Origin of the sequence: Maritimibacter alexandrii (assembly GCF_005871115.1) — a bacterium.
Lineage (GTDB): Bacteria > Pseudomonadota > Alphaproteobacteria > Rhodobacterales > Rhodobacteraceae > Maritimibacter > Maritimibacter alkaliphilus.
In genome coordinates this window covers 135,168-149,573 of record NZ_SWKQ01000013.1, presented here as the reverse complement: position 1 = coordinate 149,573, position 14,406 = coordinate 135,168, and the positions used below count along the sequence as shown (strand labels likewise).

11 protein-coding genes are annotated in these 14,406 nt (G+C 61.5%); 6 read left to right on the top strand and 5 right to left on the bottom strand.

What is annotated here, in order from left to right; genetic code table 11:
* The first annotated feature begins 341 nt into the window (after positions 1 to 341).
* From FCT00_RS13300 to FCT00_RS13275, 6 genes are all read left to right on the top strand, one after another.
* Positions 342 to 1,364 carry an AraC family transcriptional regulator gene (locus FCT00_RS13300; RefSeq protein WP_138423416.1) on the top strand — a complete coding sequence of 341 codons (1,023 nt, stop codon included), beginning with the start codon at positions 342 to 344 and terminating at the stop codon, positions 1,362 to 1,364.
* 96 nt (positions 1,365 to 1,460) lie between these two features.
* Positions 1,461 to 2,657: a serine hydrolase domain-containing protein gene (locus FCT00_RS13295; protein WP_138423415.1), complete on the top strand. Its 1,197-nt coding sequence runs from the start codon at positions 1,461 to 1,463 to the stop codon at positions 2,655 to 2,657.
* A 314-nt stretch (positions 2,658 to 2,971) separates the two neighbouring features.
* Positions 2,972 to 5,605, top strand: coding sequence for an AAA family ATPase (locus tag FCT00_RS13290; RefSeq protein WP_138423414.1), 2,634 nt, complete (start codon positions 2,972 to 2,974; stop codon positions 5,603 to 5,605).
* A gap of 115 nt (positions 5,606 to 5,720) precedes the next feature.
* Positions 5,721 to 5,915, top strand: coding sequence for a restriction endonuclease subunit S domain-containing protein (locus tag FCT00_RS13285; RefSeq protein WP_138423413.1), 195 nt, complete (start codon positions 5,721 to 5,723; stop codon positions 5,913 to 5,915).
* Positions 5,912 to 7,204, top strand: coding sequence for an MBL fold metallo-hydrolase (locus FCT00_RS13280; protein WP_138423412.1), 1,293 nt, complete (start codon positions 5,912 to 5,914; stop codon positions 7,202 to 7,204). The genes FCT00_RS13285 and FCT00_RS13280 overlap by 4 nt, the downstream gene beginning before the upstream one ends.
* Positions 7,205 to 7,441: 237 nt before the next feature.
* Positions 7,442 to 8,167 (top strand): IS6 family transposase, encoded by a 726-nt coding sequence (locus FCT00_RS13275; RefSeq protein WP_138423411.1) that lies wholly within the window; start codon positions 7,442 to 7,444, stop codon positions 8,165 to 8,167.
* 245 nt (positions 8,168 to 8,412) lie between these two features.
* Here FCT00_RS13275 and lpdA read toward each other — a convergent pair whose 3' ends face one another.
* Genes lpdA through FCT00_RS13250 form a run of 5 tightly spaced genes read right to left on the bottom strand, consistent with a single transcriptional unit; the run spans position 8,413 to position 14,399 of the window.
* Complete coding sequence (gene lpdA / locus FCT00_RS13270; protein ID WP_138423410.1) at positions 8,413 to 9,789, bottom strand: dihydrolipoyl dehydrogenase; 1,377 nt, start codon at positions 9,787 to 9,789, stop codon at positions 8,413 to 8,415.
* 8 nt (positions 9,790 to 9,797) lie between these two features.
* Complete coding sequence (locus FCT00_RS13265) at positions 9,798 to 10,676, bottom strand: 2-oxo acid dehydrogenase subunit E2 (protein WP_138423409.1); 879 nt, start codon at positions 10,674 to 10,676, stop codon at positions 9,798 to 9,800.
* A gap of 9 nt (positions 10,677 to 10,685) precedes the next feature.
* Positions 10,686 to 12,110: an NAD-dependent succinate-semialdehyde dehydrogenase gene (locus tag FCT00_RS13260; protein WP_138423408.1), complete on the bottom strand. Its 1,425-nt coding sequence runs from the start codon at positions 12,108 to 12,110 to the stop codon at positions 10,686 to 10,688.
* A gap of 17 nt (positions 12,111 to 12,127) precedes the next feature.
* Positions 12,128 to 13,414 (bottom strand): biotin/lipoyl-containing protein, encoded by a 1,287-nt coding sequence (locus FCT00_RS13255; protein ID WP_138423407.1) that lies wholly within the window; start codon positions 13,412 to 13,414, stop codon positions 12,128 to 12,130.
* Complete coding sequence (locus tag FCT00_RS13250) at positions 13,404 to 14,399, bottom strand: alpha-ketoacid dehydrogenase subunit beta (RefSeq protein WP_138423406.1); 996 nt, start codon at positions 14,397 to 14,399, stop codon at positions 13,404 to 13,406. The genes FCT00_RS13255 and FCT00_RS13250 overlap by 11 nt, the downstream gene beginning before the upstream one ends.
* Between the last annotated feature and the right edge of the window lie 7 nt (positions 14,400 to 14,406).

The window sequence follows — 14,406 nt, the reverse complement described above, 5'->3', positions numbered from 1 at the left end:
GCCGGGCCGGTCCAATGCCGCCCCCGGTACCGAGGCGCGCCCGGAGCGGCCGGGCGTGTGACCACTGACGCTCTGTTCGCGTGGGTAGTCCAGTGGGAAACGGGTGTTTAAGGAACTGATAGGTGGGCGGGAAGCGGTCATTCGCTGCGGCTTGAACCAATGTCGGCATTGTTGGGCCTCACACGCCGGGGGGACAACGCGCTCGGTCAGAACCTTCGCCAGATCGCGACCGTGTCGGCGCGTCGCCACCATCACGTTCATTTCTTTACGACCAATGCCGGATGTCTACCTCGCCAGTATCGTGTTATTTTGACGCTGGAACCACGAGGAGGAGCGCCGTTTTGCTGGAACATGCACTCGTTCTGGATTCTTTGGGGTCGCCGATCCGGCACCAGCAGAAGACGCATTCAGCTGATTGGGACGAAGTGGAGGACTTCTGCCGGTCGGTCTATATGCGATATCGGGTGCGGCCTTTGGATCGCTTGTCCCTGCCGGATGCGACCATGATTTCGGCGAAGGCGGGGTGTGTGACCATGACCCGGTTTGCCTACGGCACGGGTATCCACCTTGACCGGTTCGATCCTGACGCCGGAAACATCCTTGTTCTGAACACCTTGCGCGGGGCACTGGATCATCAAACCGATGGTGGTTCTATTGAAACCGGGGCCGGCGAAAGCTTCGTCGTAGATTGCTCCAGGGCTGAATACTGGCTGGAGGGTGATCCCGACCATATGCAGCTGAACCTCACGATCCCGCATCAGGCGATGGTTGAGACGGCCGAGCGGTGGTTCGGTTTCGTGCCGGATGACCGCCTGTGGACGAGCCGCGTCAAAATTGGCGGCCCCAACTCAGCCTGGCCCGCGCTGCTCGATTATGCCACCCGTGCGTTGACGCGCGAGGGCGAAGTCTCATCCGACGCAGTGTTGGCGCGGCATATCGAAGAGATGCTTTGCGTCGAACTTCTGCGACAGTGGGCATCGGCGGCCGGGTTGAGCCTCGAAACGGGGGCCCGCTGTGCAGCTCCCGCGTACGTTCGCGCAGCCGAAGAGATCATGGAAGCCGAAGCGCGCGAGGCGCCTTCAATCGGCGATGTGGCCAAACGTGTCGGCGTTTCTGCGCGGACGCTGTCTGGTGGATTTCGGAAGTTCCGGGGCGTATCGCCCCGAGCTTTTCTCGTGGCGCGGCGGCTTGAGGGCTTTCGCCAAGATCTCGAAACGATGGCTGAAGATGTGACCATCACCGCGATCGCGTCCGACTGGGGCTTTTCGAACTTCGGTGCGCTGGCTGGACGGTATCGCGACCGGTTCGGAGAAACGCCGTCGCAGACTCGTGGTCGCTCGGCGAGACGCGTCCGCCGACACTGATTTGGCTTCCGAAATCGGACAGACCATGCCGGTCGCAGACAGCGCGCACGCCCGATGTCCCGCATTCTCCCCTGCACGTCTTCAAGGGAGGAACCAATGAAGGACATCAACACAAACGATCTGAAAGCCCGCTGTGACGCCGTTCTGAATGGACTGGTCACCGGTCTGTCGCGTGTGCCCGGTGTTGTCGCGATGGCGACGGACCGCAATGGCGACATCTATTCCGGCGCGGCTGGAGAGCGGCGTCTGGACGGCGAGCCAATGACCGAGGACACGGTCTTCGCCATTTTCTCGACCACCAAGGCCATCGCGGGCACGACAGCCCTGCAATGTGTCGAGGAGGGTCTGTTGGACCTCGATGCTCCTGCGAAGAACTACGCCCCGGCCATCGGTGCGTTGAAGGTGATCGACGGGTTCGACGCGGACGGAACCCCCCGCCTGCGCGCCCCGAAAAGCGACGTCACGACCCGCCAGCTGATGCTGCACACGGCCGGTTTCGGCTATGACTTCTTCAACGAGACCTACAAGCGCCTCGCCGAAGAACAGGGGCAGCCCTCAGTCGTCACCGGAAGCCGAGCCTGCATCGAGACGCCGCTGCTGTTCGATCCGGGCACGAAGTGGGAATACGGCACAAACATCGACTGGGTCGGACAGGTCGTCGAAGGCATCCGTGGCAAACGCTTGGGCGAGGTCATGAAAGAGAGGATTTTCGACCAGCTCGGAATGCAGGATATCGCCTTTACCCGGACGCCTGACATGAAGGAGCGGACCGCGACCATCCACGCGCGGGGCGAGGATGGCGGGTTGACCCCGATGGACGATTTCGCACTACCCGATGATCCCGAAGTCCACATGGGGGGTCACGGGCTGTACGCGACCGTGCCGGAATACATGAAGTTCATCCGCATGTGGTTGAATGAAGGTGCCGGTCCGAACGGGCGGGTCCTGAAACCCGAAACCGTTGAATGGGCCGTGCAGGGCGCGCTTGTCCCGCCGCAGAAGGTTACCATGTTGCCCGGCGTCATCCCCTCGCTCTCGAATGATGCAGAGTTCTTTCCGGGCATGCCCAAGGACTGGTCCTACACCTTCATGGTTAACGCCGAAGAGGCCCCGACCGGGCGCCCAGCAGGAGCTATCGGCTGGGCCGGGCTGGCGAACAGCTACTACTGGATTGATCGGAAAAACGGGATCGGCGGCTACTGGGCAACGCAGATCCTGCCGTTCGCAGATGGGGTATCCTTTCCAGGGTATATGGATTTCGAGAGCGCGGTCTACGCGGCCCTCTCGGGGTAATAGCGGCATTTTCCTGCTAAGCTGAAGGACGGGGCGCATGCGCGCCCCGTCCGACTTGCCGGTTTTCACGCCTTAGGTAGGTTATGAGATAACGAAGCCATTGGGCGGAAAGCTGCCGTTCGCGGCACTCGCAAGCTATCGAGCTGCCTCGAACGTTAGCTGACATTGGCGTCGCGCATACATCCGCACGCAAAGGCTTCTTGTGCCTTTGACATTTTCAACAGCTAACTAAGGAATAGGCTTCCGTCATTGACCCAGCACTTGTAGCCTTCTGATTTTGATAAGTATGTTTTGCGAGATAGGGCAATACGGTGATGTCGGACAGCGCGAGTATTGAGAAAAGCGACGATACTGTCCCTCAACGAATTCTGGCGTGGTCGGAGAACCGCCCGCTATGGCAACGCGATGCGCTGCGCCGCATTGTCCTGAACGGCTATCCGGACGAAGAGGCGTTCGAGGAATTATTGGCGCTTTGCAAGAAAGAGCATGGCGATCAGACGGTGACGCTGGCAGCCAAGCCACTCTCGAAGGACCATTTGCCGGTTGATCCTGGTGCCGGCGAGTCGATTTCCCTGTCCGGCATCGCAAATGTTTCTGGTGTCAACCAGCTCGCAACCGGCCAGACCCTGAACTTCGAAGAGTCGGGACTGACCATAGTTTACGGGCAGAATGGCACCGGAAAATCTGGCTATACGCGGATTCTCAAGAAGGCTTGTCGCTCACGACATGCCGGCGAGATCATGCCTGATGTTTACAGCGTTTCACCGACGCGCACAGCAAAGGCCGATCTGAAAATTACCCGTACCAGCGGCGCAGCGGAAACGGTCGCATGGGAAGATGAGGGCGAGTCCGCAGAGATGCTTTCCGCCATCACGGTCTTCGACCGGGATGCGGCTTCGGTACACGTTCAGAAGAAGAACGAGGTTTGGTTTCGCCCCTTCGGCCTTGATATTCCGGATGACCTCGCCGGTGTCTGTCAGGAAATTAAGGCACGCCTGACAACCGAGAGAGAAACACTGGAGCAAAAGCGTAACTCTGTTTTCGTCAATCCGATCTGGTCAAGCCGCTCTGCGCTCGGCAAAGCCCTGTCTTCGCTTCGTCATGATACCGACATCGCCGCCGTAACGCCCAAGACAGCCTTTTCGGATGCGGACGAAGCGCGCCTTTTCAAGCTTCAGGCCGATCTCGCTCAAGACCCCGCCGTGGCGGCGCAAGCGCAGCGCGACTGCGCGGCTCAGCTCGATCAACTGGAATCCTATTTGAAGCGGATCGAGCAGGCGTTGAATGACGAGGCCATTCAGGCGCTTCATGCGACGAAAAAAGGTGCTGACGACATGCGCATGGCCGCCAACACGGCAGCGCATGATGCATTTTCCGGATTGGCGCTTGAGGGCGTTGGTGAAACCGTCTGGCGGACTCTCTGGGAATCCGCCAGAGCATATTCGCAAGTGGCGAAGGGCGCTGGTACAGCGTTTCCACCATCGTCGGGAGATATCTGCGTTCTGTGTCATCAGGAGATTGACGAGCCCACCGCCGCGCGGATGCTTGGCCTTGAGGACTTCATCAAGGAGGACACAGAAAGCAAAGCGGCAGAGGCCGAGCGTGTCTTCAAGGAAGCAGAGCAAAAATTTCGCGCTGTGGTCGTTCACGTAAACAAAGTCTCTGCGGCCTATCGAAGTTTGAAAGCCGGCAACTTCGCGCTCGCAAGGCAAGTGCTGAGATTCATCGCGCTTGCGCGGCGTGTGCAGGTGCAGACGCTTGCGCAGCTCTCCGGCGAAGATGTTCCAGATCCGCTGGCTTTACCTGAATCCGTCGCGGAAGCCGTAAACACCGAAGCTGCGCAGACACGCGCCTATGCGGCTTCTCTCGATGACGCATCCGGCGGCGAAGCACGGGAAGCCGTGCTCAATGAACAGGCAGACTTGCAGGACCGGAAACAAAGTCACGAATTGCTGGATATTGCGAAAACAGAGATCGCGAGGCTCGCAGAGCTAAAGCGCATTGAAGACTGCTTGCGCGACACCGCCACCACGGCGATCACGCGGCTCGGGAACGAAATCGCCGACAATCTTATAACGCCGCGTATGCGTGACCGGTTTCAACAAGAGATTGTCGCGCTGGCTGGTAATCGGGTGCGGGTCGAGGTCGTGCGCTCGGGGGGGAAATTCGGTTCACCGCAATACGAGGTGAAGCTCTATGCCAACCCCAAGGCCAAGGTCCATGATGTGCTCAGCGAGGGCGAGCAGACGTGCGTCGCATTGGCTTCATACCTTACCGAACTAGCCAACGCATCACACACATCAGCGCTTGTGTTCGATGATCCTGTTTCTTCGTTAGATCATCGCTGGCGCTCAAAAGTCGCCAGGCGCCTGGCAAAGGAATCCGGCGTGCGGCAGGTTATCGTGTTCACGCATGACATGATCTTCGTAAATGATTTGGCCCAGTTGGCTTCGGAGCGAAATACGCCGACTGCACTGGCACATCTCACACGCGGACAGGATGTCGTCGGCATCGTCAATAGGGATTTGCCTTGGACGGCGTCTAGTATTCGAGACCGGATTGACAAACTTGAAAAAGAAGCCCGCGACGCAAAGCGCTTGTTTGAAGCGAATGACGACGAAAGTTACAAAACGGCAGTATCTTCTCTCTACAGTCGACTGCGAGCGACTTGGGAGCGGGCGCTAGAGGACATTGTATTTGCCAATGTCGTGATGCGTCACCGCGATTACATAGACACCAAAAATTTAAAACGTGTCACAGCCTTGGAAGAGGCTGATGTACAAATTTTCCAAAATGGATTCAAAAAGTGCTGCGACTTCGTCGATGCACATGATCCTTCTCGTGGCCATGATCCCGAGCCACCGGAGCCATCCGAAGTCATGGCCGACATCGAGTCGTTGAAGGACTGGTCTGAAGGTTTGCGCACCAAGATGAACCGGGTTTCTTGACGAGATAGTAACTACGTCATGGCTCTTTCAGAAGGCCGTCCGCTTTGCCTTTGATATCAATACATCTTACGAAACAATCAACTAGTACTCAACGCACTTGAAGGAAAGTCGAGCTATGCAACAGGCGACTAGGCAGTATGTCCCCCTCCAGCCACTCGCCGAACAACACTGCATCGCGGCCAAGCTCGATGCCCTGATGGCCCTCTGCGACCAGCTGGAGGCCAACCTCACCGCCATTACCCGCAGCAAACACCTCGACTCCGTGCTGCACGAGGCCCTGGAGCTTGCTGTAGAAGCAGTCGACGCATGACCAATATTCAAGCGGTTCACCAGTTCTTTCCAGTCGGCCAGGGCTTGTTTGCCACCGGTTCGGTTGAGTTCTGGCCGCCCGCACGACGACCCCGCCGAGTTGTAAATACTGGCGGAACGCCTAGGCCGGCTCCAGTGGGGCCATATCGCTGGGTCTATGACTGTGGTTCCAGTTCGGGAAAGCGGCTGGTCACCAACGCGATCGACGATCTGAAACATGATTGCCAAGGTGAGAAAATCGATCTTCTCACCCTGTCGCATTTCCACAATGACCACATCAGCGGTACTGTTGAACTACTGAATAGGATAGGTGCCAAGACGTTAATGCTACCGTGGGCACCCTTGTGGTACCGCCTGCTGATCGGCTTTGAACAAGGGCTGAGGGCAGAAGACCCCGAGATGTTGTTCTATGTCGACCCAGTGCAATACTTCATCCAGGAGGCGGGTGACGGGTTTGAACAGGTCCTGTTCGTTATGCCCTCTAACGAAGATGGGCCGCCATTCTCGACCGAACCGACAGCAGCCCCCGAACCGCCCGAAGACTTAGACGACCCCGAGAAGCCGTCCGGGCCCGGCGAACCCGTTTCGTTCGGAGATCTGGAAGGGGCATACGGTCACTTGGACCATCGCATTCGGATGCTTCGACCAGGTAAAGCAATTTTCATCCATAAGGTTTGGGAATTTCTGCCCTACAATGATCCCGCTACAGAACCTGATGACCCATTCGGGTTTGCGTCAAAAGTGGAATCGTTTCGAGGATCGCTGCTGAACCGCAACCAAGACGAACGGCAAAGCGCTCTTGATGAACTGAAGACGCTCTATGAGATGACCTTCGGTCGTGGGGCGACCATGAACAATGTCAGTCTAATGCTTTATGCCGGTGCAGTTGGCCCTTGGACGGGGCAGAGGATCTGCAATTGCGAATGCTTGTATCACCGACTTATCGGCGCTTGCAGCTGTTGGAAGGATCACGAAATGAGAGGTGCGATCCTGCTAACCGGCGATGGGAACCTGAATAGTGCCGCGAAATGGGAAAATTTGGAGAGTTACCTTGATGCGCGCCGCGCAAGACGCGTTAGCGTATTTCAGGTTGCGCATCATGGTGCTAGGGCCAATTGGCACGATGGCCTTGCAGCACGTGTTGCGCCGAAGACAAGCGTATTCAGCTCTGAGCCACGCCATAGTTACGGCCACCCGCACGCAGAAGTACTGCGAGATTTCTGGACGTTCGGACCAATCCAAGTGGATCAGCTGTCAGGTTTTTCATTTCGAGTTTATCTGGAGCGTTGAATTGGGTGCGTTTAAATAGACTTTGCATTAATCGGCGCGCAGCGACTATCCGAAGCGTCTGCACATCGACGTTTAAGCCGACAAAATGCTGCGCCCTGTAGGAATGGCCGCAATGGCGAACCTCATTGCAGCATTGTGAATTGATGGGCAAGGTCGGCTTTGGGCCGAAAGCCGCCATTGGGGTGTTGTCAAAGGAACTTGGCTTGAGGTGGGGCAGGGGGTGGCTAGCGTTCGAGCATGTCCAAACCAAGTCCCTTCCGGTACTTCAAGACGTCGCCCGAGATCATCCGTTTGGCTGTGATGCTGTACGTTCGGTTCCCGCTCTCCCTCCGCAATGTGGAAGACCTGCCCCATGAGCGCGGGATCGACGTGAGCCATGAGACCGTCAGGTACTGGTGGCATCGGTTCGGGCCGATGTTTGCGGCCGAGATCCGCAAGCGCCGGATTGACGGAATGCGGTCCAGTCGCTGGCGCTGGCACCTCGGCGAGATGTTCGTGAAGATCAACGGGGAACGGCACTATCTTTGGAGGGCGGTCGACCATGAAGGAGAGGTCCTGGAGAGCTTTGTTACCAAGACCCGGGACCGGAAGGCCGCCCTGAAGTTTCTAAAGAAAGCAATGCGCAAGCATGGCGGGCCGGAGTCGATCGTAACCGATAGGCTCCGGTACTACGGTGCTGCCTTGAAAGAGCTCGGAGCCGATACGCGGCAGGAAACGGGCCGCTGGGTGAACAACCGCGCCGAGAACTCGCATCTACCGTTCCGACGACGCGAAAGGGCCATGCTCCGGTTCCGGGGCATACGAAGTCTCCAGAAGTTCGCCTCCGTCCACGCCTCCGTCTCAAATCATTTCAACCAGGAACGCAGCCTCTCAAGCCGACCCGTTTTCAATGCCAACCGCGCCGCCGCTCTGACCGAGTGGCGTGGTCTCTGCGCGGAACAAGGGACAGCAAACCTGCCCTAGCTGAGACTGGTTCGATTTAGTCTGCCAGCACCGCCATTTGCCCCTATTTCTGTAGGCGCAGTCCTTGTATCCCTGTTTTCTGCCGTTTTTCCGTCCACATGGGCTATGCCATCTGCCAGAGATTCGGTCGAAATACCGAGAGTTGGCGATTTCTGCGTGGTGACTCTGTAGGCACCATCACGCGCTTCGGTTGACCAAGACGAGTTCAAACTCGTCACACGGCGCCCTCTACCCGCCCAGCCCGGTCACAGGTCAGTCAAGGTCCCCAGTGCGCGTTCGGCGGCGAAGGCGATGGTTTCCGACAGGGTGGGGTGGGCATGGATGGTCAGGCCGATGTCTTCCAGACGTGCGCCCATTTCGATGGCCAGCGTGACCTCGGCCAGAAGTTCCCCCGCGTTGCGGCCCACGATGCTGGCCCCGAGCAGGCGATTTGTGGCCGGATCGTAGACCAGTTTGGTCAGCCCCTCCCGGCCGCCCGACGCGAGGTTGCGACCGCTGGCCGCCCAAGGAAAGGATGTGGCCTTGACGGTGCGGCCTTCGGCCTTCGCCTGCGCCTCGGTCAGGCCGACCCAGGCGAGTTCCGGGCTGGTATAGGCGACCGACGGGATGAGCGTGGTCTCGAGCGCGGCACGGTGGCCGGCGATGACCTCGGCGGTGATGTGGCCCTGATGCGTGGCGCGGTGGGCCAGCATCGGGTTGCCCGTGACATCGCCGATGGCGAAGATGCTGGGCACATCCGTGGCACCTGTGGCATCGGCTTCGATCACGCCACGATCCGAAACACTCAGCCCGACCGCCTCGGCCCCGACCTTGTCGCCATTGGCGCGGCGGCCGACGGACTGGATCACGGCCTTGGCCTTGATCTGGCCCTCGAATGCGCCGGTGCAGGTCAGGGTGACGGTGGCCTCGGTCGTGGCGACCTCGGTCACCTGCGTGCCGGTGTGGATGGTGATGCCCTCGGCCTCCAGTGCGTTACGCAGGATGGCAACGGCCTGCGGGTCGGCCCCGGGTGCGATCTGGTTGGCGAGTTCGACGACGGTGACCTCTGCGCCAAGCGCGGAATAGACCGTGGCCATTTCCAGCCCGATGATGCCGCCGCCGACGATGGCGAGGGTCTTTGGCACGTCCCTTAGCTCCAGCGCGGAGGTGCTGTCCCAGATGCGGTCGTCCTCGGGCCAGCCCGGCAGTTGCACGGGGGCCGAGCCGACGGCGATCACCGCTTTGTCGAAGCGGATTTCGGTGCCGTCGATCTCGGCGCTGTTGGGTCCGGTCAGAGTGGCTTTGCCTTGCAGGGTCGTGACCTTGCGGCGGCCCGCCAGCCCGGTCAGCCCGCCGGTTAGGTGCCCCACGATCTCGTCCTTCTTCGCCCGCAGAGCATCGAGGTCGAGTTTCGGCTTGCCGAAGGAGATGCCCCAATCGGCCATGTGCTGCGCTTCGCGGATGATTTCGGCGGCATGCAGAAGGGCCTTGGACGGAATGCAGCCTTCGTTCAGGCAGACCCCGCCCAGCCGGTCGCGCGCATCGACGAGCGTGACGGAAAGCCCCAGATCGGCCGCGCGGAAGGCACAGGCATAGCCGGCCGGACCTGCGCCGATGACGAGAAGATCGGTGGTGTCAGTCATGGCACCCCTCAGACCAGCATGTTGCGGGGATCTGCGATCAGGCCCGCGTAGTGGGTCATGAACCGGGCCGCATCGGCACCGTTGATGACGCGGTGGTCGTAGGACAGGTCTAGCGGCACCATCGGGACCGGGCGCGGCGTGTCGCCATCCCAATGGGTCACGGTCTCGGTCCGCGTGATGCCGAGGATCGCCACCTCGGGCGGGTTGACGATGGGAGTGAATGCCGTGCCGCCGATGCCACCCAGATTGGTGATGGTCATCGACGCACCGCCCATCTCGTCCTGCCGGACCTTGCGGGCCTGGGCGCGACCGGCGAGATCGGCGATCTCGGCCCCGATCTGCCAAAGTCCCTTGCGGTCCGCGTCCCGGATCACCGGCACCATCAGGCCATGCTGCGTGTCCACGGCGATGCCGATGTGAACGTAGTCCTTCAGCACGAGGTCTTCCCCATCCGGCGTCAGCGAGGCGTTGAAACGCGGGAAGGCCCGCAACGCACGGGACAGGGCGACCACGTGGAAGGCCAGCGCGGTCAGCTTGACGCCGCGCGCCTGCGCCTCGGCCTTCCAGCTTTTTCGCAGCGCCTCGATGGCCGAGACATCGGCGCGCTCGTGGTGGGTCACCGCCGGGATGAGCGCCTGCGCCGCCGCGAGGTTTTTCGAGGCCACCTGCGCGAAGCGGCTCATGGGCTCCTTGGTGACCGGCCCATACTGGCCGTGATCGACATCCCAATACGAGGTATCCCCAGCACTCGCCGCAGGACGAGCACTCCCGGAGATATCCTCGGCACTGATGGTCGTTCGGCCGAGCTTTCGGGCGAGGGCGTCGATGTCGACTCCCTGTTCGCGGGCGAGACGGCGGGTGGAGGGGCTGGCAATCGTGTCAGACATATTCGCCCCCTACCAGTCGGCGGAGATGTATTGGGTTTCCATGAACTCGAGCATCCCTTCGTGGCCGCCTTCACGCCCCAACCCGGATTGCTTGGTCCCGCCGAAGGGCGCAGCCGGGTCGCTGACCAAGCCCCGGTTCAGGCCGACCATGCCGTAATCCAGCCGTTCGCAGACCTGTAGGGCGCGTTTGAAGTTTTCGGAGAAGACATAGGCGACAAGGCCATATTCGGTGTCGTTCGCCCGGCGGATCACGTCCGCTTGGTCGGTGAAGGTCTGGATCGCGGCGACGGGGCCGAAAATTTCGTCATGAACGCAGTCGGCGTCTTCCGAGACATTCGACAGAACCGTGGGCGGGTAGAAGTAGCCCTTACCCCCTGGGACGTCGCCGCCGCATTCGACCTTGGCCCCCTTGGCTACGGCATCGGCCACGAACGCGGCCACCTTGTCGCGGGTATCGGCGTTGACCAATGGTCCCACGTCCACCGACGGATCGGTGCCGTCCCCTACCTTGAGCGCGCTCATGCGCTCGGCAAGGCGCTTGGTGAACGCCTCGGCGATGTCCGCGTGCACGTAGATGCGGTTGGCCGCGGTGCAGGCTTCGCCCAAGTTGCGCATCTTCGCGAGCATCGTGCCTTCAATGGCGGTGTCCATGTCGGCGTCTTCAAAAATCACCACGGGCGCGTTGCCGCCCAGTTCCATCGCCGGTTTCAGCACCTGATCGGCGGCACCTTTCAGCAGCTTTCGACCCACCCCGGTGGAGCCGGTGAAGCTGACCACACGCACGCGCGGGTCATGCAGCATGTGATCGACCAGCGCGCCCGTCCGGCGCGACGGCAGCACGTTGACCAGCCCCGGCGGCACGCCGGCCTCTTCGAGGATCGGCATCAGCGCGAGCATGGTCAGCGGCGTTTCCGAGGCGGGTTTGATGATGACGCCACAGCCCGCAGCCAGTGCCGGGGCGATCTTGCGGGTGCCCATCGCCGCCGGGTAGTTCCACGGCGTGACCAGCACGGCGAGACCCGCGGGCTTGTGCTGTACGACGATGCGGGCACCGCTGGACGGGGCGTGGGTAATCAACCCGTCCGCGCGTACCGCTTCCTCGGCGAACCAACGGAAGAATTCGGCGGCGTAAGTCGCCTCACCCTTGGCGTCCGTTCCGGCCTTGCCGTTTTCCAGCGTGATAAGATGCGCGAAATGGTCGAGTTTCGCGGTCATCAGTTCCCACGCCTTGCGCAGCACCTCGGAGCGTTCACGCGGCGTGCGCGCGGCCCAGTCGGCCATCGCCTTTTCGGCGGCGTCCAGCGCGGCATCGGCATCGGCGATATCGGCCGAGGCGACGGAGGCCAGCACCTCTTCGGTCGCGGGGTTTATCACGTCGAAGCGGTCGTCGGTCTTGCGCCATTCGCCGTTGATGTAGAGATCGGTGTAGTCCATTTCGGTCTCCGGTCAGATCAGAGCAGGTGGCGGAGCGGCTGCTCCACCCGGCCTGCGAAGTCGGAAAGTAGCTGGATCGCCGCGCGTGCATCCATGTCGGCGGCCTTGCATTCCAGCGTGAGGGTCAGCCCCGCACCCTGCGCGGTGAGCGTGAGAACAGGCGAATCCTCGCCACCCAGATCAATCCCCCTCAGCGATGTGCCACGCAGGTCGCGGATGGTCAGCGCCGGGGTGTCTTCGGTTTCGGATACGCCGGACAGGGCCCGGCTGGCGGCCAAGGCGTAGGTGGTCGACTGGCCGAACCGTTCGACAGCTACCGGGGCGCCGGCGGGCAGAGAGGCGGCGGCGAGCCCGGCGATCACCGCGTCGGGATTGATCGGGCCATGCGCCTCGGCGATCCAGTCGGTGAAGGCTGGAAGGCCATCGTGCGCGATCTCGGCCACGAGCCGGCGCGTTGCGGTCGGTGCAGCGGATGCAGGGGCCGCATCGGGCATGGCACGCAGCGTGTCGAGGTCGGCCACATGGTAGGGCTGCGGATGGCCCGCCTTGGCCAGACGTTCAAGGTCCAGCCCCTGTTCCATCGCAAGGCGGCGCGCCTTGGGCGAGGCAAGGATGCGGTCGCCTGTGGCGGCGGCGGGTTTCGGCGCAGGACGTTTTTCTGCTTGTTCAGGCGGCGTCGCCTCGGCGGCGGACGTCTGCTCCGCCTTGACCGAAGGCGTCGCCTTGGCGCTGCGGGCTACGGCGTTGTCGGGCTTTTCGGCGCTGATGATGGCGACGGCGGTGCCCACGGGCACCTCTTCACCGGCCTCGGCCAGTGTCGCCGCAAGGTAGCCGTCGCGCCCGGCCTCGACTTCCATTGTGCTCTTGTCCGTCTCGACCTCGAACAACACATCATCGGCGGACACCGCATCGCCCGGTGACTTGTGCCAACTCACGAGCAGGCCGGAATCCTGCGCCATGCCAAGCTGCGGCATGGTGACGGCGTGACCTTCGGGCAGGTCATCCGCGGCTTCTTTCGGTGCAGTTTCGGCGGGGGCCTGCGACGGGGCGGGGGTGTCGTCCTCGGCACTCTCCGAGATGCGGGCGATGACGGCGCCCACCGGCACATCCTCGCCTTCGCCCGCCGTCACACCCGTAAGGAACCCGTCCGCCTGCGCCTCTACCTCCATCGTCGCCTTGTCGGTTTCGACCTCGAACAGCGCGTCGCCCTTCGACACGGCCTCGCCGGGCGACTTCAGCCAAGACACGATCTTGCCCGCGTCCTGTGCCATGCCCAGTTGTGGCATCGTCACGTCATGCGGCATGGATAAGCTCCCCGGCGCAAAGCTTGCGCGCGTTTTCCACCACACGCTCCGGCGTCGGCACGGTGATGTCCTCGAGCGCGGGGCTGAACGGCACCGGCACGTCCATCGCGCCCATGCGAAGCACCGGCGCGTCGAGATGGTAGAACGCCTTTTCATTCAGACGCGACGCGATCTCGGCGGTGACGCCGTAGCTTTGGTGGCCCTCGTCGATCACGATGGCGCGCGAGGTCTTCTTCACGCTGTCGAGAAGCGTCTTTTCATCCAGCGGCACGATGGTGCGCGGGTCGATGACCTCGGCTTCGATCCCTTCCTTCGCGAGCATCTCGGCGGCCTTTTCGGCCACCTGCACCATCGAGGATGTGGCGATCAGGGTGATGTCCTTGCCTTCGCGCTTCACATTCGCCTCGCCGAAGGGGATCAGGTATTCCTCCTCCGGCACCGGGGCCTTGTCCTGATACATCAGCTTGTCTTCGAAGATGACGACCGGGTTGTTGTCGCGGATCGCGGTCTTCATCAGCCCCTTGGCCTCGTAGGCCGATGAGGGCAGGGCGACCTTCAGCCCCGGAATATGCGCGACCAGCGCCTGAAGCGACTGGCTGTGCTGCGCCGCCGAGCGGCGGGTCGCGCCGAGGTTCGTGCGCAGGACCATCGGCACCGATAGCTTGCCGCCGGACATGTAGTGCTGCTTGGCCGCCTGATTGCAAAGCTGATCCATCACGAGGTAAAGGAAATCGCCGAACATCAGGTCCACGACCGGCCGCGCGCCGGTCATCGCGGCACCCACGGCGAGGCCCACGAAACCGGGTTCCGAGATCGGCGTGTCGATGACGCGGTTGGTGCCGAATTCCTCGACAAGCCCGGACAGCACCTTGAACGGCGTGCCGGCCTCCGCCACGTCCTCACCCAGAATGAAGACGGTCTCGTCGCGCCGCATTTCCTCGGCCAGGGCTTCGTTCACGGCCTGGGACAGGGTGATTTCTCGCATGGTCATT

Coding starts and splice junctions, on each gene's coding strand:
- FCT00_RS13290 (WP_138423414.1), top strand. CDS start 2,972: ATGTCGGACAGCGCGAGTATTGAGAAAAGCGACGATACTGTCCCTCAA.
- FCT00_RS13280 (WP_138423412.1), top strand. CDS start 5,912: ATGACCAATATTCAAGCGGTTCACCAGTTCTTTCCAGTCGGCCAGGGC.
- FCT00_RS13255 (WP_138423407.1), bottom strand. CDS start 13,414: ATGCCGCATGACGTGACGATGCCACAACTGGGCATGGCACAGGACGCG.
- lpdA (WP_138423410.1), bottom strand. CDS start 9,789: ATGACTGACACCACCGATCTTCTCGTCATCGGCGCAGGTCCGGCCGGC.
- FCT00_RS13295 (WP_138423415.1), top strand. CDS start 1,461: ATGAAGGACATCAACACAAACGATCTGAAAGCCCGCTGTGACGCCGTT.
- FCT00_RS13275 (WP_138423411.1), top strand. CDS start 7,442: ATGTCCAAACCAAGTCCCTTCCGGTACTTCAAGACGTCGCCCGAGATC.
- FCT00_RS13285 (WP_138423413.1), top strand. CDS start 5,721: ATGCAACAGGCGACTAGGCAGTATGTCCCCCTCCAGCCACTCGCCGAA.
- FCT00_RS13250 (WP_138423406.1), bottom strand. CDS start 14,399: ATGCGAGAAATCACCCTGTCCCAGGCCGTGAACGAAGCCCTGGCCGAG.
- FCT00_RS13265 (WP_138423409.1), bottom strand. CDS start 10,676: ATGTCTGACACGATTGCCAGCCCCTCCACCCGCCGTCTCGCCCGCGAA.
- FCT00_RS13260 (WP_138423408.1), bottom strand. CDS start 12,110: ATGGACTACACCGATCTCTACATCAACGGCGAATGGCGCAAGACCGAC.